The organism is Rhodococcus sp. MEB064 (genome assembly GCF_000834565.1).
Classification (GTDB): domain Bacteria; phylum Actinomycetota; class Actinomycetes; order Mycobacteriales; family Mycobacteriaceae; genus Rhodococcoides.
Genome location: NZ_JXQS01000008.1, coordinates 244080 through 268228 on the forward strand (window position 1 = coordinate 244080; position 24149 = coordinate 268228).

At 66.8% G+C, this 24149-nt stretch carries 21 protein-coding genes and 1 tRNA gene; 11 read left to right on the plus strand and 11 right to left on the minus strand.

Annotated elements, in window-relative coordinates; translation table 11 throughout:
• Nucleotides 1–3: 3 nt before the first annotated feature.
• Entirely contained in the window at nt 4–435 is a 432-nt protein-coding gene (locus RU01_RS04385) for a DoxX family protein (RefSeq protein WP_042573394.1), read from the minus strand.
• A gap of 138 nt (nt 436–573) precedes the next feature.
• Between RU01_RS04385 and RU01_RS04390 the strand changes: the two genes are divergently transcribed.
• Nucleotides 574–1644 carry a potassium channel family protein gene (locus RU01_RS04390; protein WP_042573261.1) on the plus strand — a complete coding sequence of 357 codons (1071 nt, stop codon included), beginning with the start codon at nt 574–576 and terminating at the stop codon, nt 1642–1644.
• A gap of 75 nt (nt 1645–1719) precedes the next feature.
• Nucleotides 1720–2592, plus strand: a complete 873-nt coding sequence (gene nudC, locus RU01_RS04395; protein ID WP_042573395.1) for an NAD(+) diphosphatase — start codon at nt 1720–1722, stop codon at nt 2590–2592.
• A 36-nt stretch (nt 2593–2628) separates the two neighbouring features.
• Here nudC and RU01_RS04400 read toward each other — a convergent pair whose 3' ends face one another.
• Nucleotides 2629–2853, minus strand: coding sequence for a mycoredoxin (locus RU01_RS04400; protein WP_042573396.1), 225 nt, complete (start codon nt 2851–2853; stop codon nt 2629–2631).
• 151 nt (nt 2854–3004) lie between these two features.
• Here RU01_RS04400 and RU01_RS04405 point away from each other — a divergent pair, with 151 nt between their 5' ends.
• Nucleotides 3005–5128 carry an ATP-dependent DNA helicase UvrD2 gene (locus RU01_RS04405; RefSeq protein WP_042573262.1) on the plus strand — a complete coding sequence of 708 codons (2124 nt, stop codon included), beginning with the start codon at nt 3005–3007 and terminating at the stop codon, nt 5126–5128.
• A gap of 458 nt (nt 5129–5586) precedes the next feature.
• Entirely contained in the window at nt 5587–5937 is a 351-nt protein-coding gene (locus RU01_RS04410; protein ID WP_042573263.1) for a WhiB family transcriptional regulator, read from the plus strand.
• A gap of 22 nt (nt 5938–5959) precedes the next feature.
• Here the strand turns inward: RU01_RS04410 and RU01_RS04415 are convergent, their stop codons facing one another.
• From RU01_RS04415 to RU01_RS04425, 3 genes are all read right to left on the minus strand, one after another.
• Nucleotides 5960–7270, minus strand: a complete 1311-nt coding sequence (locus tag RU01_RS04415) for an ABC1 kinase family protein (protein ID WP_042573264.1) — start codon at nt 7268–7270, stop codon at nt 5960–5962.
• A gap of 89 nt (nt 7271–7359) precedes the next feature.
• Nucleotides 7360–8253: a TOMM precursor leader peptide-binding protein gene (locus RU01_RS04420; RefSeq protein WP_052493115.1), complete on the minus strand. Its 894-nt coding sequence runs from the start codon at nt 8251–8253 to the stop codon at nt 7360–7362.
• A gap of 122 nt (nt 8254–8375) precedes the next feature.
• Entirely contained in the window at nt 8376–9755 is a 1380-nt protein-coding gene (locus tag RU01_RS04425) for a zinc-dependent metalloprotease (RefSeq protein WP_042573265.1), read from the minus strand.
• Between the two features lie 102 nt (nt 9756–9857).
• On the opposite strand from RU01_RS04425, the gene RU01_RS04430 reads away from it, so the two are divergent.
• A complete protein-coding gene (locus RU01_RS04430; protein WP_042573266.1) occupies nt 9858–10895 on the plus strand; it encodes a YlbL family protein in 1038 nt (345 codons plus the stop codon).
• A 3-nt stretch (nt 10896–10898) separates the two neighbouring features.
• Here RU01_RS04430 and RU01_RS04435 read toward each other — a convergent pair whose 3' ends face one another.
• Nucleotides 10899–11531: a PPA1309 family protein gene (locus RU01_RS04435; protein WP_231568593.1), complete on the minus strand. Its 633-nt coding sequence runs from the start codon at nt 11529–11531 to the stop codon at nt 10899–10901.
• A 177-nt stretch (nt 11532–11708) separates the two neighbouring features.
• On the opposite strand from RU01_RS04435, the gene RU01_RS04440 reads away from it, so the two are divergent.
• The gene (locus RU01_RS04440) at nt 11709–14699 is read left to right on the plus strand and encodes a UPF0182 family protein (RefSeq protein WP_197074682.1); all 2991 of its coding nucleotides are present in this window, start codon (nt 11709–11711) and stop codon (nt 14697–14699) included.
• Between the two features lie 1071 nt (nt 14700–15770).
• On the opposite strand, the gene RU01_RS04445 is transcribed toward RU01_RS04440, so the two are convergent.
• Complete coding sequence (locus tag RU01_RS04445) at nt 15771–16301, minus strand: transglycosylase family protein (protein ID WP_042573267.1); 531 nt, start codon at nt 16299–16301, stop codon at nt 15771–15773.
• 475 nt (nt 16302–16776) lie between these two features.
• Between RU01_RS04445 and RU01_RS04450 the strand changes: the two genes are divergently transcribed.
• Nucleotides 16777–16853 (plus strand) — tRNA-Met (locus tag RU01_RS04450).
• Nucleotides 16854–16969: 116 nt separating this feature from the next.
• Here the strand turns inward: RU01_RS04450 and RU01_RS04455 are convergent.
• The 4 genes from RU01_RS04455 to RU01_RS04470 form a co-directional block, all read right to left on the minus strand.
• Nucleotides 16970–17179: a hypothetical protein gene (locus tag RU01_RS04455; protein WP_042573268.1), complete on the minus strand. Its 210-nt coding sequence runs from the start codon at nt 17177–17179 to the stop codon at nt 16970–16972.
• Nucleotides 17180–17300: 121 nt separating this feature from the next.
• Nucleotides 17301–18521 (minus strand): acyl-CoA dehydrogenase family protein, encoded by a 1221-nt coding sequence (locus RU01_RS04460; RefSeq protein WP_042573269.1) that lies wholly within the window; start codon nt 18519–18521, stop codon nt 17301–17303.
• 31 nt (nt 18522–18552) lie between these two features.
• Nucleotides 18553–19965 (minus strand): acyl-CoA dehydrogenase family protein, encoded by a 1413-nt coding sequence (locus RU01_RS04465; protein WP_442970443.1) that lies wholly within the window; start codon nt 19963–19965, stop codon nt 18553–18555.
• A gap of 45 nt (nt 19966–20010) precedes the next feature.
• Nucleotides 20011–20835, minus strand: coding sequence for an inositol monophosphatase family protein (locus tag RU01_RS04470; protein WP_042573271.1), 825 nt, complete (start codon nt 20833–20835; stop codon nt 20011–20013).
• Nucleotides 20836–20892: 57 nt separating this feature from the next.
• Between RU01_RS04470 and prfB the strand changes: the two genes are divergently transcribed.
• The 4 genes from prfB (at nt 20893) to ftsE (ending at nt 24100) form a co-directional block, all read left to right on the plus strand.
• Nucleotides 20893–22008 carry a peptide chain release factor 2 gene (gene prfB, locus RU01_RS04475; protein WP_042573272.1) on the plus strand — a complete coding sequence of 372 codons (1116 nt, stop codon included), beginning with the start codon at nt 20893–20895 and terminating at the stop codon, nt 22006–22008.
• A 102-nt stretch (nt 22009–22110) separates the two neighbouring features.
• Nucleotides 22111–22911, plus strand: a complete 801-nt coding sequence (locus RU01_RS04480; protein WP_082042899.1) for a mechanosensitive ion channel family protein — start codon at nt 22111–22113, stop codon at nt 22909–22911.
• Nucleotides 22908–23357 carry a hypothetical protein gene (locus tag RU01_RS04485; protein WP_042573274.1) on the plus strand — a complete coding sequence of 150 codons (450 nt, stop codon included), beginning with the start codon at nt 22908–22910 and terminating at the stop codon, nt 23355–23357. The genes RU01_RS04480 and RU01_RS04485 overlap by 4 nt, the downstream gene beginning before the upstream one ends.
• Before the next feature lie 53 nt (nt 23358–23410).
• Entirely contained in the window at nt 23411–24100 is a 690-nt protein-coding gene (gene ftsE / locus RU01_RS04490) for a cell division ATP-binding protein FtsE (RefSeq protein ID WP_042573275.1), read from the plus strand.
• The last annotated feature ends 49 nt before the right edge of the window (nt 24101–24149 follow it).

The window sequence follows — 24149 nt, forward strand, 5'->3', positions numbered from 1 at the left end:
GCGTCACCGTGCGTCCCGGTACACCTTCCACGCCTGCATGATCAGCGGGATCTGTAGCGGAAGTCGTGCGACGACACCCGCTTTCATCGCAGTGGAGGTCTTGTCACTCGACAACCAGGACATGGCCATCTGCACGTTCGCCGGGAACACCGCGACGAAGAACGCGGCGGCGACGGCGCCCGAGACGCGGCGAGTACGCGGGACGGCGAGTCCCGCAGCCAAACCGAGCTCGGCGACACCGGAGACGTAGGTGTAGGTCCGGGGGGACCCGGGGAGAACGTGCGGCACCTGCGAATCGAAGGGCGCCGGTGTGACGAAGTGCAGAACCCCGGCACCACCGAGGAGCACGGCGAGGCGGGCCGCCGCAGCATCCGCTGCCTTCGTGCGAGGAGAACGCAGAACGGAATCGAGCAGCGGCAGGTTCGGGAGCGTCATGGACGCAGCCTGCACGACGACGGCGTCCGTGCCAAGCGGACCATGCCGTCCGCGCGTCCACGTCGTGCGCTCCGTTACAGTCACGTCAGTCGATGTGGACCGGGTCGACGGACGACGAACGACGAACGAGGACGACTCATGGCGGGACGGTTGCGCAGGCGGCTGCAGAACACCGACGCCGGACTCACCGACCGTCCGGACTTCGCGCTGGTGGGTGTCCTGCGCATACCGGAATTCGAGCAGAGTCCGTGGCGCGCGATCTACCGGCGCATCCTGATCGCGCTGGCCACTCTGTTCCTGGCCGCCATGGTCGTCTACGTCGACAGGGACGGTTACGCCGACAACCAGGACAATCAGCTCTCGTTCCTGGACGCGTTCTATTACACGACAGTGTCGTTGTCCACCACCGGGTACGGAGACATCGCACCCATCACGCCGTCGGCGCGCCTGGTCAACATTCTGGTCATCACACCGCTGCGCATCTTCTTCCTGATCCTGCTCGTCGGAACCACCCTGTCAGTCCTCACCGAACGTTCACGTCAGGCGTTCAAGATTCAGCGATGGAGGCGCAGCGTGCGCAATCACACCGTGGTCGTCGGGTACGGCACGAAGGGTCGCACCGCGATCGCCGCCATGTTGGGCGACGGGGTGTCCGCATCCGACATCGTCGTCGTCGACACCGATCAGTCGTCGCTCGAAGCGGCCGCCAATCTCGGACTCGTCACCGTGTTCGGTTCGGCAACCCGCTCGGACGTCCTGCGACTGACCGGCGCTCAGTACGCCGCGTCGATCATCGTCGCCACCAATCGTGACGACACCGCCGTGCTGGTGACACTCACAGCGCGCGAACTCGCGCCGAAGGCGAAGATCGTGGCGGCGGTACGCGAAGCGGAGAACGTGCATCTCCTGCGACAGTCCGGCGCCGACTCCGTCGTGGTCTCCTCGGAGACTGCGGGACGACTGCTCGGAATCGCCACGACGACGCCGAGCGTGGTCGAGATGATGGAGGACCTGCTCACCCCTGAGGCCGGTTTCGCCATCGCCGAGCGAGAGGTCGAGAGGGACGAGGTCGGCGGGTCGCCGCGTCACCTGTCCGACATCGTCCTGGGCGTGGTGCGCGACGGACGGCTCGTCCGTGTCGGCACGCCCGAGGTCGACGCCATCGAGGCAGAGGACAGACTGCTCTACATCCGCCGCGTCTCGAACTGAGCTCGTACCCGGTCCGGCGAGGCCGTCGCCGATCAGTAGGGTCGTGAGGTGTCCTTCAGACTTCGCTCCGAACCCATGCTGTCGCGCTCACCCATCGATCGTGCCGAGGAACTTCGCCGCGACGATGCAGCACTCGCCGCGGGGTGGCCGACTGCCTCTGTTCTGCGCGTCGACGCCCACGGCCGCGTTCCCGTCGAGAACGGCCGCGTAGCACTGGTGCCCGCAGCCGAGGTGGGAGAGTCGTCGCCGGCGGACGCGGTTTTCCTCGGAATCGTCGACGATCGCCACGTCTGGGCGGTGCCGGTGTCCGAACTGTCCGGCGAGGTCACCGATCTCCGGTCGTTCGGCGATGTGCTGACGGAATCGTCCGCGGGACTCGTCGTCACCGCGGTGGCGCTGCTGAATTGGCATCGTGCAGCCGCGTTCAGTGCGCGTGACGGCTCACCGACAGTTCCGGCCGCGGCGGGATGGTCACGCGTCAGCACATCGACGGGACACGAGGAGTGGCCCCGGTCGGATCCGGCGATCATCGTGCTCGTGCACGACGGTGCGGACCGCGTCCTGTTGGCTCGACAGCCCGTGTGGCCGGAGCGTCGCATGTCCGTGCTTGCCGGCTTCGTGGAGGCGGGCGAATCCTTGGAGACCTGCGTGGCGCGAGAGGTGCACGAAGAAGTCGGTCTCACCGTGTCCGACATCACGTACCTCGGTAGTCAGCCGTGGCCTTTTCCTCGATCGGTGATGATCGGATTCGCCGCTCGCGCCGACATCGACGAACCGCTGTCGTTCAACGACGGAGAGATCGCCGAGGCCCGATGGTTCAGCCGCGACGAAGTACGTACCGCGCTGGCTGCGGGGGACTGGAGCGCGTCCGAGGACGCGCCGCTCCTGCTGCCCGGATCCATCTCGATCGCTCGCGCGATGCTCGAATCCTGGGTCGCCGCGACGTGATCGCGGCGGTCCCGGGACCGAGCGACTGGCGGATCGTCAGAGGCCGATAGCCTTCTTGACCTGCGCCAAGCTCGGGTTGGTGGCGGTGGATCCGTCGGCGAACTTCAGGGTGGGAACCACGTGGTTGCCCCCGTTGACGCTTCCGACGAACTCGGCCGACGCCGGATCCTTCTCGATGTCGATCTCGGTGTAGGCGATGCCGTTCTCGTCCAGCTGCGTCTTGAGTCGACGGCAGTATCCGCACCAGGTAGTGGAGTACATGGTCACGGCGGGTGCGTGTGTGTCGTTCTGCTGTCCTGTAGTCACAGCGAGGTCAACGTGCAGTCGTGCCCGGTTTGTTCCGGGGTGCCGGTGTTCGGCGTGACTCGGCGGGTGCAGCGGGAGTGTCGGTGCGGGCTGACATGATGGACTCGTGAAGGACAGTGACGCGGTGGTGGGACTCGACCCGGAACAAGCGGCCGCTGTTCTCGCTCCCCGTGGTCCCGTCTGCGTGCTGGCCGGCGCGGGTACGGGCAAGACCCGGACGATCACTCGACGCATCGCTCATCTGATCGCCGACGGGCACGTCAAGCCCGGCCAGGTCCTCGCCGTGACGTTCACGGCCCGCGCTGCGGGCGAGATGCGTGAGCGTCTCCGGAGCCTGGGCATCCACGGTTCCGAGGGGCAGGTCCAGGCTCGAACGTTCCACGCTGCATCCATGCGCCAGCTCAAGTACTTCTGGCCGCAGGTCGTCGGCAACACCGACTGGCGATTGCTCGACCGTAAGTTCGGCATCGTCGGGCAGGCCGCGTCGGCGGCGGGTGCATCGACGTCGACGGACAGTGTGCGGGACCTCGCGGGAGAGATCGAGTGGGCGAAGGCGTCCCTCGTCGCGCCGGAGGACTACGCCGCCACGGCAGCGCGCCTGCACCGCGACACTCCGACCGACGCGGACCGGGTGGCCGCGGTGTACGAGGGGTACGAGCAACTCAAGAACCGTGATCCCGATGCGGTCCTCCTCGACTTCGACGACCTCCTGCTGCACACGGCCGCTGCGCTCGAGAACAGTCCGGCTGTGGCGCAGGAGTTCCGTGAGCGCTACCGCTGCTTCGTGGTGGACGAATACCAGGACGTGACGCCGCTCCAGCAACGAGTGCTCGATGCGTGGCTGGGGGACCGGGACGACCTCACGGTGGTCGGTGACGCCAACCAGACGATCTACTCCTTCACCGGTGCGTCGCCCCGCTTCCTGCTCGACTTCTCGCGCCGGTTCCCCGATGCCACCGTCGTCAGGCTCGAGCGTGACTATCGGTCGACGCCCCAGGTGGTCGGTTTGGCCAACAAGGTCATCGGTGCGGCGAAGGGTCGTATCGCGGGTACCCGGCTGCAGCTGATCGGCCAGCGACCGGCGGGTCCCGAGCCGACGTTCGTCGAGTACGACGACGAGGTGTCCGAGGCTGCCGGCGTCGCCAGGACGGTGCAGCGCCTGATCCGGACCGGGACGCGCCCGTCGGAGATCGCGGTGCTGTACCGCATCAATGCCCACTCCGAGGCGCACGAGAAAGCGCTGACGGATCTGGCTGTGCCGTACCAGGTTCGAGGTGGTGAGAGCTTCTTCCAGCGGCAGGACGTGCGGTCGGCCATCGCCGCCGTGCGCACCAGTGCGGCCAGGGACGACCTCCCCGACGACGCTCGATCGGGCGCCGGACTGCCGCGCTTGATGGAAGCGGTTCTGGCACCGCTGGGTCTCGGCGCGACCGAACCGAACGGTGCGCAGGCGCGGGAGAAGTGGGCCGCCTTGCGGGCGTTGGTCACGCTCACCGAAGACCTGGTCGTTCAGGTACCGGACCTGGATCTCGACGGCCTGCTGCGGGAATTCGCCGCGCGCGCCGAGGCGCGTCACCCTCCGGTGGTCGAAGGAGTCACTCTCGCGTCGCTGCACGCGGCGAAGGGTCTCGAGTGGGACGCCGTCTTCCTGGTGGGTCTCACCGACGGCACGTTGCCGATCAGTCATGCTCTCGGAGACAGCAATTCGGCTCCCGACGAGGCAGCGGTCGAGGAGGAGCGGCGCCTGCTGTACGTGGGCGTCACCCGTGCGCGCGAACATCTCGAGTTGTCGTGGGCCCTCGCGCGCAACGAGGGCGGACGTAAATCACGACGGCGGTCTCGCTTCCTCGTGGATCTGGTCCCGGATTCGTCCCCGGCATCGCGCATCGCGGCCCCCACCGTGAACAAGAAACGTCCTGTCTGCCGGGTGTGCGGCAAACAGGTCATCGGGACCGTCGCCACGATGCTCGGTCGATGCGAGAACTGCCCGTCGGACGTGGACATCCCGTTGCTCGAATCGCTGCGGACATGGAGATCGGAAACCTCGAAGGCCCTGAAGGTCCCGGCGTACGTGGTGTTCAGTGACAACACGCTGACCGCGATCGCGGAGCAGCGTCCGCGCGACGACAGAGGCCTGGTCGCCATCCCGGGTATCGGTGCGAAGAAGCTGGAACGGTTCGGAGCCGACGTCCTGGCTCTTGTCGATGCTCGACTCTCTGCGAGCGACTGACTGCATCACCGCAGGTAGAAAAAAGGTTGTGCCGAATTCGGTCGCCGCTTACTGTGTGTTTCGTACCCGATCGAATTCGACTGTCCGGCGAAGGAGGTGTCACCCGTGAAGATCTTCCAGAAATCAGCACTGGCCCCGAACGCTGCATTGTGCATGCCGCAGAATGCGTCGCCGTTCGCCGCCCGGACGTCGGAATACAGCCCCGTTCTGTCCGCTGTGGGTGGGGCACTGGTTGCCCGCCGTCATCGCGGACGCCGGACGCAGAGTGAATTCGTGAGTATCGGTGCTCGTCGGGAGAGATCTCGATAGGCACCACACAGCTTTCCTGACCGGAGGCCACGGATTCGCATACGCGATCCGTGGCCTTCGTCGTAGGAGAACCCTTCGACTTTCGTTCACGGACTTCGCAGTCACCGCACACATCATCACCGTGAAACGACGTAGAAGAGGAGAACGACGTGTCACCCGCAGCTACTCGGACGACATGCCGCACAGACAGTGTCGCGCTCGATCAGCCGACCATCGACCGTACCGACATCACCGAGCTCGCCACGCAATTGCCCTGCCGCCGTGCGGATCCCGACCTGTGGTTCGCCGAGTCACCGGACAGGCTCGAACGCGCCAAGCAGCTCTGCGCGCACTGCCCCATCCGATCGGGGTGTCTCGACTCGGCACTCGACCGGGCGGAGCCCTGGGGTGTGTGGGGCGGCGAGATCTTCGATCAGGGAGTTGTCATCGCTCGCAAGCGTTCTCGCGGACGCCCGCGCAAGAACGCGGTAGCTCCCACCCCGGCCGTCGTCTGCGCATGACGGCGGCAGGGGTGGGGCTCCACTACTCGACGAAACCGGGCATCCATTCGGTGAGGATGGCCATGTACGGAGCATTCGCGTCCAGTTGGGCGCAGATTCCGACGGACCCGAGCAGGACTCGGAAGATGACCGCGTACCGGGGAGGGAGGTTCAACGATCGCGCGGTGCGGAACTGGGGGCCGCTGAAGTCGGCAGCCTTACCGGCGGTGCCCTGCAACCACTTCCGCGTGAAGTGGAACGACTCGGTCTTGATGGGATCGGTGAACGGACGCAGGTAGTCGGCGATCTCCTGCTCGGTCACCTCGCGCCCGGGAATGACGAATCCGTTCTCCTTGAGCAGTTCGGTGAGCTCGTCGAACTTCTCGTCGCGTGACAGTCTGACCATCCGACCCAGCTCGGGCGGGAGTCCGTTGGGCAGAGTCAGGCACGCACCGTAATCGATGACACCGAGTCGACCGTCGTCGAGAAGCTTGAAGTTTCCGGGGTGCGGGTCCCCGTGGATACGTCCGACCCTGGCAGCGGATTCGAAGTGGAACCGGGCCAGATTCTCGCCCGCCGCATTGCGCTGGTCGACGGTTCCGCTCGCGATGATGGACGACATCGACGTCCCGTGCATCCACTCGGAGATGACGACCTTCGGGGAACTGGCGACCACGCGCGGCACCGCGAAGCGCTCGTCACCGTCGTAGACCTTCGCGAAGGCACGCTGATTCTCGCCCTCGATGCGGTAATCCAGCTCTTCCTCGGTCCGCGCCGACATCTCGTCCAGAACTGCCTTGACGTCGGTGCCCGGGACGATCGTGCCCAGGATGCCGACGAAGCGGGACAGTGTCTTCAGATCCGCGCGCAGGGCTTCGTCGGCCCCCGGGTACTGGATCTTCACGGCCACGTCGCGACCGTCCGACCATGTCGCTCGGTGCACCTGTCCGATGCTGGCCGATGCGGTGGCCGTGTCGTCGAACTCGGTGATACGCGAACGCCACCCGGTTCCCAGCTGCTGATCCATGACGCGGTGCACTGTCGAGACGGGCATCGGCGGAGCCTCGGCCTGCAGTTTGGTCAGAGCTTCGCGGTAGGGCTCGGCCATCTCGTCCGGAACGGCGGCCTCCATGACGCTGAGGGCCTGCCCCAACTTCATGGCCCCGCCCTTCAGCTCACCGAGAACCGCGAACATCTGCTGCGCAGCCTTCGCGCTGAGCTCGGCATCGATCTCGGCGCGATTTCCGCCTGCGAGCTTGCGCCCGAATCCCATGGCTGCGCGGCCGGCCATCCCGATGGGGATGCTTGCCATCTTGGCGGTCCGTGCGGAACTCCTGCGGGGGATGTCGGGCATGCCTCCATCATGTCTGACGTTTCGCCGATGCGCCGCGACCGGTCCTGCGGGCGACACGGTCGGTGACACCTCACATCGGATTCGGCCTCTCACCGTCGTCCGCAACTGCACAGTGGGTGCCTCGTCCACCGGCGTCGACGGGTCGTCGCCGCCCGGGTGTCCACCTCGATGCTGTGGCCGATCGTCGCGGGCGCGGGGGATTCCGCATGAGCTTCCGTGAATTGCATCACCTGTGCTGCGGCGAAGGCTGCCGTCGCCGTGACGGTCGGGCCCGATGCCGACCCGATGCTGCCGAGCAGTTGCGCTGCCAGGTGAGGCCACTCGCGGTCGTAGTCGCAGCGGGTCAACTCGACGCATTCCAGGCACGGCGTGTGGCCCGGAAGGACGAGCGGTCCGACGACGCCGGTTCCGTCGCGTGATCGGACAGGTAGGTGAGCGATCTCGTACGTCATCAATGCCCGGGCGACTTCCGGGGCGCACACCACCGAATCGGCGACGACGACGCAGTCGAACTCGGCATGGTCGCGGGGGAGTGTCACGTGCCGTCGAGCAACCCTGCAACCAGATGACAGGCCTATCGCGACGGCGTCGGCAAGTGGACCGCGGCCCAGGACCAGGACGGCCGCGATGCGGGTCGGCGACGGACGCCGACGTTCCACGATGCCGAACCTCTCGAGCTCCGCCAGGATCTCGGTCAACACGGACGCATCCACGCCGAGTTCGGACGCAGACCAGTAGATCTCCGGAATCGACCGGCGTCCGTCCATGGATCGCAGCACGGACGCCATGACCGACGCGCTCACTCCGGCGGGTGGCTCCAGCACGAAACGTGCATCGGGATGCCATCCGACCTGCAGCGTCCCGTCCCGTCTAGGGAGCAATGTCAGGGAGTCGTTCACGAACGGCACACCGTCCCGGCGCGCTCGTGCTGTCACCGTCTCGGGCGCGGGTGACGAGTCTGGTTCGGCCACAGCATCGGTCATGGACCTGATGATGACAGGCAGGCTCGGTCGGTGCGTCCCGGACGGACGACGTTATCCACAGGCTGCAACCCTGTGACCTGGCCTTCCCGGGTCCGTGAACTCGGAAAGGCCAGGTCGGGACATCAGGCCGGCGCGGGCCCGTTCTCGTCGCCGCCCTCGGCCTCCTCGGCAGCACGCTTGCGCTCGAACTCCTCGAGCTGGGCGATGGGATCGTCGAACGTTCCGGTGTCGCCGCCGACCATCCGGTCGACGAACGACGAGGGCTCGTCGAGGTCCGAGGCGTCGGGAAGCAGGTCGGGGTGTGCCCACACGCCGTCGCGGCCCTCGATGCCCGCGGTTTCGGTCAGCGTGCGCCACAAATTCGACGCCTCGCGTACCTTGCGGGGACGCAGCTCGAGTCCGACGAGGGTGGCGAACGTCTGCTCGGCGGGACCGCCGGATGCACGGCGGCGCCGCATCGTCTCCGACAGCGCGGATGCGCCGGGAAGACGCTCCCCGAGGGCAGAGGTGACGACTGTGTCGACCCATCCCTCGACGAGCGCCAGCAACGTCTCGAGACGTTCCAGTGCGGCTTTCTGTTCGGGCGTGGTCTGCGGCTCGAATGCACCTTGCTGAAGGATCTTCTCCAGCTGGCTGGGATCGGTGAGTGCCGACGGATCGATACCGCGGGCAGCGTCCTCGATGGCACCGAAGTCCATGCGGATGCCGCGCGCGTATTCCTCGACGGTGGCGAGGACGCGCTGGCGCAGCCACGGCACGTGGGAGTACAGACGGTGGTGAGCCACCTCGCGGGCGGCGAGGAAGACCACGACCTCGCGTTCGGGGAGCTCGGTGCCCTCGCTGAACGCGGCCACGGCCGACGGGAGAAGCGCGGCGGTGTCGGACGGTCCGAGCGGGAGCCCGATGTCGGTCGAGGTCAACACCTCTTTCGCCAGCTGGCCCAGCGCCTGCCCCAGCTGCGAACCGAAGGCCATCCCGCCCATCTGACCGAGCATGCCGATCATCGGGCCGACCATCTGCTGAGCTTCCGGCGGCAGCGCGGACGTCCACATGCCGGAGATCTGCTCGGCGACCGGGTCGCACAACCGCTTCCAAGTGTCCAGAGTGTTGGTCAGCCACTCCTCGGGCGTCCATGCCTCGGTGCGCTTCGCGCCGGCCGGGAGGATGGTCGCCTCGTTCAGCCACTGCTCGGCCAGGTGAGCAGCGTCGACGATGGCGGTCCGGGACCCCTCACGAACGGGCGTGCTGGATCCGATCTGCTGCAGTGCCAGCTTGCGGGCGACGTCGTAGTTCACGGGGCCGCTCGCGCCACCGGTCCCCATGCCGCTGAACATCTGCCCCATCTGCGTGAACATCTGGCCCAGCGCGGCCGGGTCGAAGCCTTCCGCGCCGAATCCGAACGCGCCCCCACCGCCCCCGGGCGTACCGGGACCGCCACCGGACCCCTTGTCCTTGTCGGGGTCGTCGTCGGAGTTGGAGAATCCGAAAGGGCTGTTACTCATGCCTCAACGGTACAAGCCCGGCAGTGGTTCTACAGGGTCGCGCGGTGCGCCGAGCGCGAACACCGTGACGGTGATGTCCGAGCCGTTCTCTAGTGTGGTGACGTGAATCGACGGATCGCGACGCTGCTGGTCGCACTGCTCCCGGTACTCGTGCTCGGTGTCCTCGGATCCGCTGTCACGGTGCCGTTCGCCGCCCTGGGCCCGGGCCCCACGTTCAACACCCTCGGCGAGGTGGACGGGAAGCCGGTCGTCGACATCGAGGGTGATGTCGGCGGGACGGGTGTCGACGAGCCCTCCGGCAACTTGAACATGACGACCGTCGCGGTCCGGGACGAACTGACCGTGTTCGACGCGCTGGGCCTGTGGCTCAGCGGCCGTCAGGGTCTCGTTCCGCGCGACCAGATCTACCCTCCCGATCAGAGCCGGGAGGACGTCGAGAGCGCGAATCAGGCCGATTTCGCACAGTCGGAGGACAGCGCCGAACTTGCCGCACTGAACCACCTGGGCCTCCCGACATCCCTGTCCGTCTCGCAGGTGGGTGACGACGGTCCGGCGACCGGCATCCTGCAGGAGGGTGACCGCATCACGGCGATCGACGGCACTCCTGTCTCCACCGTGGCCGACGTCCAGAAGGCAGTCGGGGCCGCCACACCGGGCGAGGCGGTGTCGATCGACGTGACCCGAGACGGGACTCCCGCCACGGAGTCCGTGACGGTCGCGGCCAGGCCGGACGATGCACAGCGCGGGTACCTGGGCATCACGCCGGAAGAGACCCCCGATGTGCCGTTCACGGTCCAGTTCAACCTGGCCGACGTGGGCGGCCCGTCGGCAGGCCTGATGTTCTCGCTGGCCGTCGTCGACAAGCTCGGTCCGGGTGACCTCAGCGGAGGACAGTTCGTCGCCGGCACCGGCACCATCGACGCTGACGGAGAAGTCGGACCCATCGGCGGTATCCCGTACAAGCTGGTCGCTGCACGGGAGGCCGGCGCGACAATCTTCCTGGTCCCCGCCGACAACTGCGCCGAAGCGCTGACTCGCGCCCCCGACGGTCTGCGACTGGTCCGCGTGACCAGCCTCGACGACGCCATCGACTCGCTCGACTCGCTGACGTCCGGCGGCGATGCGCCGAGTTGCTCCTGACCGTCAGAAGTCGTCGTCCTCGACGGCGTCGAGGGTGGCGTGCAGAGCCGCGATGACGTTGGGGGCGAGGTTCTCGTAGGTCAACAGTTCCGGAGGATCACCGAAGCCGTCGTCCTCCTCGTCGGGACGTAACTGCAGCAGAGCTATCGACGGCCCGTCCCGCAGGACAGCGACGATGAGGCGTCCGTCCCGGCGCTCGGGATGCTCCTCGGCAGCCAGTCGTGCTGCCTGATCCGCTGCGTCACGGTCCGCGAGCAACGGCGCGAGCGCGCTGTCGAGGTCGGACTCGGCGTCCGGGGGCAGCACGACGATCTCCTGGACGAGAGCGCACCCCGCCACGGAGGCAGGCCATGTCGTCGTCCCCAGGAACTCGTCGAGAGCGTGCGACCCGCCGGCCACATCCGCCGGGAGGCGCTCCTGCGCAACGGGGGTGAGTTCGGTGCCGTCCTCGAGCTGGTCGAGCAGGCTGGGCTCGGCGGCGGCCAGCTCGGCCGTCGGGACGAGCGCGAACAGCTGCGGTCGCTGGTCCCACCCGCCGGCATCGACGTAGTCGACGACTTCTCGCACACTGCGCACGAGGGCACGTTCGGCCTGTGCGTCACCCGATTCGGGGTCGAACCACTCGCTTTCGGTCACGATGCATACCTGTTTCCGCTCACGCGTCCATCCTTGCACCGACCGCTAGAGTCATGGTCGTCGCCACGGCTCGGACAGTCTTCGTCCGCGGCATACGTACAGTGGTCGAAAACGGACATGCGATGTCGTCACGGTGGTGTCACGGGGCGAACGCGCGGGAAACATGGAGTGTGGCACGTGGGTATGAGGCAACCGACCGGCTTACCGTCGTTGTCGAGGCGAAGTCGAACTCTGCTGGTCCTGGCGCTGGTACTCGCCGCGTTGTTGCTCATCGGCCCGCGGCTGGTGGACACCTACACGGACTGGCTCTGGTTCGGAGAGGTCGGCTTCCGGAACGTCTTCACGACGGTTCTGCTGACCAGGTCGATCACGTTCCTCGTGGTCGCGGTGATCGTCGGCGGCACGGTGTTCGCCGCCCTGACCGTGGCGTACCGGTCGCGTCCGGTGTTCGTCCCCACCGCAGGACCCAACGACCCGATCGCCCGTTACCGCACGACGGTGATGACGCGGCTGCGGATCTTCGGCATCGGCATCCCGGTCGTCGTCGGTTTGCTGTCCGGCCTTGTCGCACAGGGCAACTGGGTCACCGTGCAGATGTTCCTGCACGGTGGTTCGTTCGGGGTGCAGGACCCGCAGTTCGGGCTCGATGTGGGCTTCTACGCCTTCGACCTTCCGTTCTACCGCTCCATCCTGAACTGGTTGTTCGTGGCCGTAGTCCTGGCGTTCTTCGCCGCTCTGGTGACGCACTACATCTTCGGCGGCCTGCGTCTCAGCGGCCGCGAAGGTGCGCTGACGCGCTCGGCGCGCATCGAACTCGCCGTCCTCGCAGGCACGTTCGTCGTCCTGAAGGCCGTGGCGTACTGGTTCGACCGGTACGCGTTGCTGTCGAGTAGTCGTAAGGAACCCACGTTCACGGGTCCCGGCTTCACCGACATCAACGCCGTTCTGCCGGCGAAGCTGATCCTCCTCGCCATCGCCGTCATCTGTGCGGGTGCGTTCTTCGCGGCGATCTTCCTGCGCGACCTCCGCATTCCCGCTCTCGCGACCGCGTTGCTGGTCCTGTCCTCCATCCTGGTCGGCGCCGTCTGGCCGCTGGTCGTCGAGCAGTTCTCGGTGCGCCCCAACGCTGCCGACAAGGAGCGGACGTACATCGAGCGGAACATCGAGGCGACGCGAGCCGCCTACGGCATCACCGACGACACGGTGACGTACGAGGACTACTCGGGAGACGGGACCGCATCGCCCCGCGATGTCCCGGCGGACCAGACGACTATCGCCAACACTCGTCTGCTGGACCCGAACGTTCTCTCGCGCACCTTCACCCAGCAGCAGCAGCTGAAGAACTTCTACGGGTTCCCGGCGACGCTGGACGTCGACCGCTACGAGATCGACGGACAGTTGCAGGACTACATCGTCGCGGCTCGTGAGCTGTCGCCGAACAGCCTGACCGGCAACCAGACCGACTGGATCAACCGCCACACCGTGTACACGCACGGCAACGGGTTCGTCGCCGCACCGGCCAACCGCGTCAACGCGGCTGTGCAGGAGGGCACCGACACCGAGTCGAACAGCAACTCGGGGTACCCGATCTACACGGTCAGCGACCTCGCGTCGCAGGCAGCGGCCGACCAGGTCATCCCCGTCGAGCAGCCCCGCATCTACTACGGCGAGGTCATCGCGTCGTCCAATCCCGACTACGCCATCGTGGGCGGTGGGCAGGACCAGGGTGGTCGCGAGTACGACACCGACAGTTCGCGCTACACCTACACCGGCTCGGGTGGTGTCGGCATCGGCAACTGGTTCAATCGACTGGCATTCGCAGCGAAGTACACCGAGCGCAACATCCTGTTCTCGGGTGCCATCGGCGACGATTCGAAGATCATCTTCAACCGCGATCCGCGTGAGCGCGTCCAGAAGGTCGCTCCGTGGCTGACTGCGGACGGCAACTCCTACCCGGCGGTGGTCGGCGGAAAGATCGTCTGGATCGTGGACGCGTACACCACGCTCGACCAGTACCCCTACGCGCAGCGCAGTTCGCTCGAGGGCCTCGTGCAGGACAGTGTCGACGCCAACACCGGTCGGCTCCTCCCGCGTGACGAGGTGTCGTACATTCGCAACTCGGTCAAGGCGACGGTCGACGCGTACGACGGCTCGGTGAACCTCTACCAGGTCGACGACAACGATCCGGTCCTCGCCGCGTGGATGGGCGCTTTCCCGGGTGCCGTGCAGCCCGAGTCGGCCATCAGCGACGAATTGCGTCAGCACTTCCGTTACCCCGAGGACCTGTTCAAGGTCCAGCGCGAGATGTTGGCCAAGTACCACGTCAACGATCCCGGAGAGTTCTTCACCAACAACGCGTTCTGGTCCGTTCCCAGCGACCCGACCGTCGAGGGTGGAACCAACCTGAACCAGCCTCCGTACTACGTGCTGATCGGTGATCCGGACACCGGGCAACCGTCGTTCAGGCTGACCAGCGCCATGGTGGGCTTCAACCGAGAGCTGTTGTCCGCGTACATCTCCGTGCGGTCGGATCCGGAGAACTACGGCCAGTTCACGGTTCTGCAATTGCCCACGGCGACGCAGACCCAGGGCCCCCAGCAGGCGCAGAACTCGATGACGTCCGACACGCGCGTGGCGTCGGACAGAACCCTGCTGCAGCAGTCGAACCGCATCCAGTACGGCAACCTGCTGACGTTGCCCATCGCCAACGGCGGGATCCTGTACGTCGAGCCGCTCTACACCGAGCGCAACACGACGAACACCTCGACGTTCCCGCAGTTGTCCCGCGTCCTCGTGAGCTATCGCGAGCCGGGTGCGGGAGGCGGTGTGCGCGTCGGATATTCGGCCACGCTGGCTGGAGCGCTGACGCAGGTGTTCGACACCGGCACGGGTTCGGTGGCCACAGCACCCGGTGGTGAAGCTACGGAGCCTCAGCCCGACAACGGGTCGACGCAGACCACCCCGGCGCCCACCGAGGGTTCGACGACTCCGGCGCCGACCACCCCGGCCCAGCCTGCACCTGCCGACAGGAATGCAGCGGTGACCAATCTGAACAGTGCTCTCGCCGCCGTGCGTACGGCCCAGCAGTCGGGCGACTTCGCTCAGCTGGGCACGGCGTTCGACAACCTGCAGCGTGCGATCGACCAGTACAACAGCACCGGCGGATAACCGCCCCTGCTTTAGCAACGCCCCGCCCTCGACTCACGAGGGCGGGGCGTTGCTGTGTGGTGGCTCGGCTGTGTGTGCACCCGGTGTGGTGACCGCACACCCTCTGCAGTGGGCTGCTGGGGGTGTGCGGTTCGCGTTAAGGGTGTCCGCACCCCGTGCAGCGCGGGTGGGTAGTGGTTCGACGAGATGCACCGCTGCTGCCTGGGGAGCGCACACCCCTTCTGGTGGGCGCACACCCTTTTCAGTCGGCTGCTGGGGGTGTTCGGTTCATGCCGAGGGTGTGTACACCCCGTGCAGCACGCGGGTGCGGGGCGCGAGCAGCATGGGTCGCTGTGGCCGGGGGCCCAGCGCACACCCCGTGTGGTGACCGCACACCCTCTATAGCCGGCTGCTGGGGGTGTGCGGTTCGCATTGATGGTGTGCGCACCCCGTGCAGCACCGGTGCGAGCAACACGCGCGCCGTGGCCCGGCCCAGCGCACACCCGTTGTGGTGACTGCACACCCTCTCCAGTCGGCCGCAAAGCGTGTGCGGTTCGCAGATGGGGTGTGTGCACCCGTTTCAGCACGGGTGCGCAGGCGCGAACAGCACCGCCGCCTGGGCGCCAGCAGCCTGCGTCACTGTGGCCTGGCCGAGTGCACACCCGTTGTGGTGACTGCACACCCTTTCCAGTCGGCTGCTGGGGGTGTGCGGTTCGCGCTGAGGGTGTGCGCACCCCGTGCAGCACCGGTGCGCAGGCGCGAGCAGCACGCGGCGCCGTGACCCTGGCCCAGTGCACACCCCGTGTGGTGACCGCACCCCTCTTTAGTCGGCTGCTGGGGGTGTGCGGTTCATGCTGAGGGTGTGCGCACCCCGTGCAGCACCAGTGCGCAGGCGCGGGCAGCACGCGACGCCGTGGCCCTGGCCCAGTGCACACCCCGTGTGGTGACCGCACACCCTCTTCAGTCGGCCGCCAGGGGTGTGCGGTCACCACAAGAGGTGCGCACACCCCGTGCAGCACCACACCACCCACAGCACGACGAAAGCGGGCGCACCCGATGGGGTGCGCCCGCTTACGGCGATGCTGGGTGGTGCTACTGCGGGAGTGCCGCGAGCACGCCGGAGTTGGCGGCCACGAAGTCCTGGAACTGCTGGCCGACGCCGTACTGGTTTGCCAGGGCTGCGCCCTGCTCGACGACCGACTGGACCGGCGCCGGTGCGGCGGGTGCAGCAGGCGCGGGAGCGGGGGCCGGTGCAGGCGCCTCGGCGGCCGACGTGGTGCCGGACGAGAGGTACTGGCCGCAGACGGGCCACGCGCCGACACCCTGGGTCGCCAGGACGTTCTCGGCGACGCGGACCTGCTCGGCCTTGGAGGCGTTGGATGCGGTGCCGGAGCCACCGTTGGCTGCCCAGGTGCTCTGCGAGAACTGCAGGCCACCGTAGTAGCCGTTGCCGGTGTTGATTCCCCAGTTGCCGCCGCTCTCGCACTGTGCGACGCCGTCCCAGTTGTGGGCGGGCGCTGCGGAGGCGGTGCCTGCGCTGAGGACGAGTGGTGCTGCGACGACCGCGCCGGTGACGGCGGCCCATCCGAGTGCGCGGGTGGTGAAGTTACGTGCAGTGGTCATGCGGGGTAGATCCTCTCCGCGCTGGTCGACATGAGCGCGCAGGCATGTGCAGCCTGCGTGGTCCGCTCTGTCCCTGCCCCCGTCGATTCGGGTCTCCGATCCCGCGGGGCAGAAGAATCCAGCGGCGGGTCGGCCTGGCCCTTGTTGTGGGCCGAGCGCGACGGTAACGGAACGATCACGACGCGTCACCTGGCCGATATGTGAGGTGCGAACCCGTCATCTGGGCGGTTTTGTGAGATCTCCGCAGGTCACGGTTGATATGTACCCGTCTGTGTTCACTTCGTGACCGCTTCGTTATGTGAGGGGGAACACCGCGGAAATGAGACCCCGGTCACCTCGATACCCCTCGAAAGCGGTCGATGTCGTTGCTCAGCAGGCGATTTGCAATTGGCCGATGCCGTCCGGTAACTTCTTGTTCAGCAAGAACGCAGTACAGCTTGCCACGCAGACGGAGTCGAAAGCCTCCTGACGCCGACGCGGGGTGGAGCAGCTCGGTAGCTCGCTGGGCTCATAACCCAGAGGTCGCAGGTTCAAATCCTGTCCCCGCTACCACCATGAGAGGCCCGACAGTCACAGACTGTCGGGCCTCTTGCTTTGCGTCCAGGGCAGCCGATGAAGGGACTGCCCGCGCCGCCCCGACGGGACGGCGCGAGGCCCCAGCGATAGGCCTAGTGGGAGATGTCGGGATCCGCCGATGTCATGCCCGTGCTCGGTGCGTCGTTCTCGTCGACGTCGCCGCCGGCATCCGTACTGCCCTCTGATCCGTCCGTCTCGTCGAGATCGACGGCGTCTGCACCCTCGAGGTGGGTGAGACCCACCTCCGCCTCCGCGACGAGGCCCTTGGCCTTGTCTTCCATCTTCTTCGCCCAGTCCGACATCGTTGTCCTCCTCGTATGCATGCTCCGTCCCGCTCCACCTTGCCAGAGCGTGGTCGTCGGTGGCCGCGGACGACGACAGGCCCGGCACCACGGGTGCCGGGCCTGTCGATGGATCAGTGGATCACTTCAGCTGTGCGGACGTCTTTCCCAGAACGCGTCGGGCGACGATCAGCTGCTGGATCTGCTGCGTGCCTTCGAAGATGTCGAGGATCTTCGAGTCGCGCGACCACTTCTCGAGCAGCAGGTGCTCCGAGAAGCCCAGCGTGCCGGCCAGTTCGACGGCCTTCAGCGTGATGTCGGTCGCGCTGCGACCGGCCTTGGCCTTGGACATCGACGCCTGGAGCGAGTTGGGCTCCTTGTTGTCGGCCATCCATGCCGCACGCAGAGCCAGCAGGTACGCGGCTTCCCAGTCGGACTCGAGACGGATGTACTCCGCCGCGGCAGCGGACTGGTTGTAGGTCGCAGCGTCGTAGTCGATCTCGACGCCGGCGTCGGTCAGGATCGTGCGGAGCTCTTCGAGAGCAGCGCGCGCGACACCGATAGCCATGCCGGCGACCAGAGGGCGGGTGTTGTCGAACGTCTGCATGACGCCCGCGAATCCCTTGTCCGTGTCCACGTCGGGCGAACCGAGGAGGTTGTCCTTGGGAATGCGGCAGTTGTCCAGCAGCAGGGCTGCGGTGTCGGACGCCTTGATGCCGAGCTTGTGCTCGAGGCGAGCGACGGACAGGCCCGGTGCGTCACGCGGGACGACGAACGACTTGATCGCCGCACGGCCCTTGCTCTTGTCGACGGTGGCCCAGACGACGATGTGCGTCGAGCGCTCGCCGGCGGTGACGTAGATCTTCTCGCCGTTGAGAACCCACTCGTCTCCGTCCAGCACCGCGGTGGTGCTGACAGCAGCCGAGTCGGAGCCGAAGCTGGGCTCGGTGATGGCCATCGAGGCCCACACCTTACCGAAGCGCTCGAGCTGCTCGTCCGTGGCGACGGCCGCGATGGCCGAGTTGCCGAGACCCTGGTACGGGATGGACAGCGTCAGACCGACGTCGCCCCAGCAGGTCTCGATGACGTTGACCAGTGCGGACATGTTACCGCCGTTGGCATTTGCGGTCTTGCTCGGCTTGGGGCCGTCGGTGCCGGATGCGCGGCCGCCCTTGGCGCCGCCGATCTCGCCACCGGCGTCGCTCATGCCTTCGATCATGGCGGCCATCGTGTCCAGCTCGACCGGGTAGGCGTGCTCGGCCAGGTCGTACTTGCGCGACACGGGTCGCATGATCTCGGCGGCGACCTGGTGTGCCTGGTTGACCGACGCCCTGAGCTTGCGAGGAAGTTCGAGATTGATCATGAGATTTCCTATCGAAAGGGTGGGTGTCGGATCAGATCAGGACGATGCCCTCGGCGACGCCGACGGCTCGGAGGTCGCGGTACCAGCGCTCGACCGGGTGCTCCTTGGTGAATCCGTGCCCACCGAGCAACTGGACTCCGTCGAGACCGATCTGCATGCCCTTGTCGGTGGCCAGACGATGGGCCAACGATGCCTCACGGGCGAACGAGAGGCCCTGCTCGGCGCGCGATGCGCCTCGCTGGACGACCAGACGCAGTCCGTCGAGCTCGATCGCGATGTTGGCCACCATGAAGGCGACGGCCTGACGATGGCTGATCGGCTCACCGAATGCGGTGCGGTCGTTGACGTAGGGGACCACGTAGTCCAGGACTGCCTTCGAGGTGCCGGCTGCCATCGACGCCCATCCGAGACGTGCGAGGCGGATCGCGTCGGCGTAGTCGGATGCGTGCGAGTCGGCATCACCGTCGCCGAGGAGGTTGGCCTCGGGGACCGCGACTCCGTCGAGGTGCAGGCGTCCGATGCCGGCGGCGCGCAGTCCCATGCTGGGATCTGCCTCCACCGACAGGCCGTTGCTGTCCGACTCGACGATGAAGAGTGCCGGGCGTCCGTCGAGTTCCGCTGCGACGATGAACAACTCGCAGGCAGCGGCAGACGGCACGAGGCTCTTGACGCCGGTCAGCTTGTAGCCGCTGGGGGAGCGGACGGCCTTGGTCTGCAGCGCGAAGGGGTCGAACAGGGCACGCGGCTCGTTGACCACGAGTGCAGCGCTGGGAACCTTCTCGCCCGTGAACGACGGGAGGTACGTCTTCTGCTGCGCGTCGGTACCCCACTGAGTGAGAGCCACGGCGACACCACTGGGTGCGAGGATCGGCAGCGCGAGGCCCATGTCGCCGAAGGCCAGGGCCTCCGCGACGAGCGCGTTGGTGACGGCGCCGCGTTCGCTGGCCACACCTTCGAGCTGCTCGGGCACGTTGATCAGGGTCACGCCGAGCTCGGCGGCGCGTGTGACCAGATCACCGGGGGAGGCCGCGGCCTCGTCGGCGTCGTGTGCGGCCGGGCGCATGATCTCTTCGGCGAACTCCAGCACCGTCTCGACGATCATCTTCTGCTCGTCGTCCGGGGTGAGGTCGAAGTAGTCCAGGTTCTTGGTGGACGCCTCGGGGAGCCGCGCGGGCTTGCCCGTGCCGGAGACCTTCGAGAAGGTCCTCGTCGCCGCGCCGAGTGTCTTGAACCCGGTCTTCGTGCTCTCGTACGTCACCCGGTCGATCGTCTGGCGCAGGTTGTACTTCTCGGCCAGATCGGAGCCCGAGAGCTTGGTGAGAACCCGCATGGCGGTGCCGATGGCGTCGCGCTTGATCGGGTTGAGCCCGACCGCGGACGTATCGCGCACCGGGCGCCGAGACGTCTCTGTCTTGGTGGTGGGAGCGCTGTCGTTCTTCGTCATGATCACCAGCTGTTTCTCGGTGTTCGGTCGTGGACGGTTGCTATCTTACTCGGCGGTAAGTTGCGTGTCTACCGTCGAGTAGGTTCGGCGCGTCAGTCGATCCAGTACCGCGTCGTGCAGGCGTGAATTCGTCGCGACCGCGCTGCCGGCGTGGGGCCCGGGAGTTCCGTCGAGCGCGGTGAAACGTCCCCCTGCTTCGCGGACGAGGATGTCCAGAGGGGCCAGGTCCCACAGTGATACTTCGGGCTCGGCAGCGATATCGATCGACCCTTCCGCCACCAGGCAGTAGGAGAGGAAGTCGCCGTACCCGCGGATGCGCCACACCTCGTCGGTCAGATCGATGAACTGCTCCCGTAACCCGGCGTCCTTCCACCCCGAAAGACTGGAGAAGCCCAGGCTGGCCGAACCTGTCGTGCCCACGGAGGACACCGACAGAGCTCGTGCGTCCCCGTCGTCGAAACGCGCGTGTGCCCCCAGCCCGTCGGCGGCCCACCATCGCCTCTTCAACGCCGGGGCACTGACGACACCCACGACGGGTACACCGTCGACGAGCAACGCGATCAAGGTCGCCCAGATGGGAACGCCGCGAACGAAGCTCTTGGTGCCGTCGATGGGATCGACCACCCACTGCCGTCCCGACAGAACGGCGTCGCCGCCGAACTCCTCACCGAGAACCGCGTCCGCCGGGCGAGCATCGGACAGGAGGCGGCGGACCTCGGTCTCGACAGCGAGGTCGGCGTCGGAGACCGGGGTCAGATCCGGCTTGTCCTCGATGCGCAGATCCACTGCCAGGAACCTGGCGGTGGTGATGGCATCGGCGGCGTCGGCAAGGCGGAGGGCGAGGGCGAGATCGTCGGCGAGGTCGGTCACGGGGTGGGACGTTACTGCGGTACAGGCCGTCGGGCCGTTGCCGGTAACCTCGGGCGCGTGCATCCTGACGTATCCGCTGACATCGCCGAACTCGACACGACCCTCAAGACCGTGGAGTCGGTGCTCGACATCGAGGAACTCCGCCGTCGGATCGACGAGCTCGAGCACCAGGCTGCCGACCCCGAACTGTGGAACGACCAGGACCACGCACAGCAGGTGACCAGCGCGTTGTCGCACGCGCAGACCGAGCTCCGCCGCGTCGAAGCGCTGCGTCAGAGGCTCGACGACCTTCCGGTCCTCTACGAGCTGGCCGAGGCGGAAGAGGGCGACGCGGCGACCGAGGCTCACGCCGAGGCCGATGCCGAACGGATCTCGCTGCACACCGACATCGAGTTGCTGGAGGTGCGCACCTTGCTGTCCGGTGAGTACGACAAGCGCGACGCTCTGGTCAACATCCGCTCCGGTGCCGGCGGCATCGACGCCGCCGACTGGGCCGAGATGCTCATGCGCATGTACATCCGGTGGGCCGAGAAGCACGGTTACGGAGTCGAGGTCTACGACACGTCCTACGCGGAAGAGGCGGGGATCAAGAGCGCGACGTTCGCGGTCAAGGCCCCGTACAGCTACGGCACCCTCTCCATCGAGCAGGGAACGCACCGCCTGGTGCGCATCAGCCCGTTCGACAACCAGGGTCGCCGTCAGACCTCGTTCGCCGAGGTCGAGGTGCTTCCCGTCGTGGAGACAACCGATCACATCGAGATCCCCGAGGGCGACATCCGCGTCGACGTCTACCGGTCGTCCGGACCCGGCGGCCAGTCGGTCAACACCACGGACTCCGCTGTCCGGTTGACCCACATTCCGACCGGCATCGTCGTCACCTGCCAGAACGAGAAGTCGCAGCTGCAGAACAAGGTGTCGGCGATGCGCGTCCTGCAGGCCAAGCTCCTCGAGGTCAAGCGCAAGGAAGAGCGCGCGGAGATGGATGCACTCAAGGGCGACGGCGGCAGCTCGTGGGGAAACCAGATGCGCTCGTACGTGCTGCACCCCTACCAGATGGTGAAGGATCTGCGTACCGAGTACGAGGTCAACAACCCGTCCGCGGTGCTCGACGGCGACATCGACGGATTCATCGAATCGGGCATCCGCTGGCGCATGCGTACCGACGAGTCGTAGGAACAGGCGAGGCACACCACTGTGGGTTCACTGGCACCACCCGACTTCGTCTTCTGGCTGCAGAACAGTTTCCTCGAGATCATCCTGTGGATCCTCGGCGGCATGCTCGCCGCTCGGGCCGTGGGATGGGCCGGCGGAAAGATCACCGGCCGGATCGATCGCACCTACCAGCAGACCGACGCCCTGGTCCGCACCGAGGCGGCCAAGCATCGGCATTCGGTCGCGCAGGTCGTGACCTGGGTCGTCATCGCGATGATCTACGTGCTGGTGGCGATCAGAGTGCTGCAGCGACTCGGCTTTCCCATCACGAGCCTCGTCGCTCCGGCCACCGTGCTCGGTGCGGCGCTGGGCTTCGGTGCGCAACGCATCGTGCAGGACATCCTGTCCGGCTTCTTCATCATCACCGAGCGGCAGTACGGCTACGGAGACGTGGTGCAACTCGCGATCACCGGAACGGCCGGGGACGCCATCGGCACCGTCGAGGACGTCACACTCCGCGTGACGCGCGTCCGGTCGGCGGAGGGTGAGGTGATCACCGTCCCGAACGGGCAGATCGTCAAGGCGGTCAACCTGTCCAAGGACTGGGCGAGAGCCGTCATCGACGTGCCGGTCCCGCCGACGGCCGACCTGTCCCGCGTGACGGAGCTGCTCAAATCCGTCGGAGTCGACGCCTTCGAGGACAGGCGACTGTCCGAACTGCTGCTCGACGAGCCGACCGTCATGGGCGTCGAGAGCATCGAGGTCGACCAGGTCAACCTCCGCATCGTGGCGCGCACTCTTCCGGGTAAGCAGTTCGAGGTGGGGCGTGAGTTGCGCGCCCGCATCGCGATCACCCTGCGCAACGACGGCATCACCGTGTCGCCCGAACTGTCCGCCGATCGACCAGTGGGAGGGGAGCAGTGACCTCGAACGAACCCGGCACCGGTCAGGACGTCGGATGGCGGCGAAGCCTGCGCCCTGGATGGATGTCGCGGATTCCCGCGCGCATCCTCGGCGGCTTCCGGACGACGACGGTCGTGATGGTGGTCGTCTTCTTCCTGGTGCTCGTGCTGTGGAACAACGTGCGCTTCGATCCCACGAAGAACGAGAATTCGCCCGTGTACGTTCCGCCCACCCCGACGTCGATCACTCCGACGGAGGAGCCGGAGCAGACCTACGCGCCGACGACGACGGTGTTCCCGAGCACGACCACACCGTCACCCACCGTCACCACGACTGCTCCGGGTGACGATGCCGCGGTCCCGTCCGGGCAGCAGCAGACGACCGGCGTGGCGCCGACGACGACGCGCGCACCCGGCTTCCAGCTCCCGACGATTCCGGGCTTGCCGTTGCCGACCGGAACGAACTGACCCGCGCGTCGCGGTAGGGGCACTGTCGGGGCGCGCGGCTACACTGGCGACCCGTGATCAGCGTGGAGAACGTCTCGAAGTCCTACAAGTCGTCGACTCGTCCAGCGTTGGACAAAGTGACCGTATCCATCGACAAGGGCGAGTTCGTCTTCCTGATCGGTGCGTCCGGGTCGGGGAAGTCGACGTTCATGAGGCTTCTCCTGCGCGAGGAGATGCCGACCTCGGGCAACATCACGGTCGCGGATTTCCACGTGAACAAGCTCGCCGGTCGTCGTGTGCCGAAGCTCCGGCAGAGCATGGGCTGCGTGTTCCAGGACTTCCGACTGCTCCAGAACAAGACCGTGTCGGAGAACGTCGCCTTCGCCCTCGAGGTGATCGGCAAGCCCCGCAACGTCATCGAGCGCACCGTTCCCGAGGTCCTCGAACTGGTCGGACTGTCCGGCAAGGCGGATCGACTCCCCACGGAGCTGTCCGGTGGTGAGCAGCAGCGCGTCGCCGTGGCGAGGGCCTTCGTGAACCGTCCCCTGGTGCTGCTGGCGGACGAGCCGACCGGCAATCTCGACCCCGACACCAGCCAGGACATCATGCTGCTGCTCGAGCGCATCAACCGCACCGGCACCACGATCCTGATGGCGACCCACGACAACCACATCGTCGATTCGATGCGCCGTCGGGTCGTGGAATTGGACAACGGCCGTGTGGTGCGCGACGAGGCGCGGGGCGTGTACGGAGTCGGTCGCTGATCGATTCCCGCTCCCGGCCCCTTCGACCTTTCCGGGCCACTGTCCGATT

Coding starts and splice junctions, on each gene's coding strand:
- RU01_RS04385 (WP_042573394.1), bottom strand. CDS start 435: ATGACGCTCCCGAACCTGCCGCTGCTCGATTCCGTTCTGCGTTCTCCT.
- RU01_RS04390 (WP_042573261.1), top strand. CDS start 574: ATGGCGGGACGGTTGCGCAGGCGGCTGCAGAACACCGACGCCGGACTC.
- nudC (WP_042573395.1), top strand. CDS start 1,720: ATGCTGTCGCGCTCACCCATCGATCGTGCCGAGGAACTTCGCCGCGAC.
- RU01_RS04400 (WP_042573396.1), bottom strand. CDS start 2,853: ATGTACTCCACTACCTGGTGCGGATACTGCCGTCGACTCAAGACGCAG.
- RU01_RS04415 (WP_042573264.1), bottom strand. CDS start 7,270: ATGCCCGACATCCCCCGCAGGAGTTCCGCACGGACCGCCAAGATGGCA.
- RU01_RS04420 (WP_052493115.1), bottom strand. CDS start 8,253: ATGACCGATGCTGTGGCCGAACCAGACTCGTCACCCGCGCCCGAGACG.
- RU01_RS04425 (WP_042573265.1), bottom strand. CDS start 9,755: ATGAGTAACAGCCCTTTCGGATTCTCCAACTCCGACGACGACCCCGAC.
- RU01_RS04445 (WP_042573267.1), bottom strand. CDS start 16,301: ATGACCACTGCACGTAACTTCACCACCCGCGCACTCGGATGGGCCGCC.
- RU01_RS04455 (WP_042573268.1), bottom strand. CDS start 17,179: ATGTCGGACTGGGCGAAGAAGATGGAAGACAAGGCCAAGGGCCTCGTC.
- RU01_RS04460 (WP_042573269.1), bottom strand. CDS start 18,521: ATGATCAATCTCGAACTTCCTCGCAAGCTCAGGGCGTCGGTCAACCAG.
- RU01_RS04465 (WP_442970443.1), bottom strand. CDS start 19,965: ATGACGAAGAACGACAGCGCTCCCACCACCAAGACAGAGACGTCTCGG.
- RU01_RS04480 (WP_082042899.1), top strand. CDS start 22,111: ATGCTCGCCGCTCGGGCCGTGGGATGGGCCGGCGGAAAGATCACCGGC.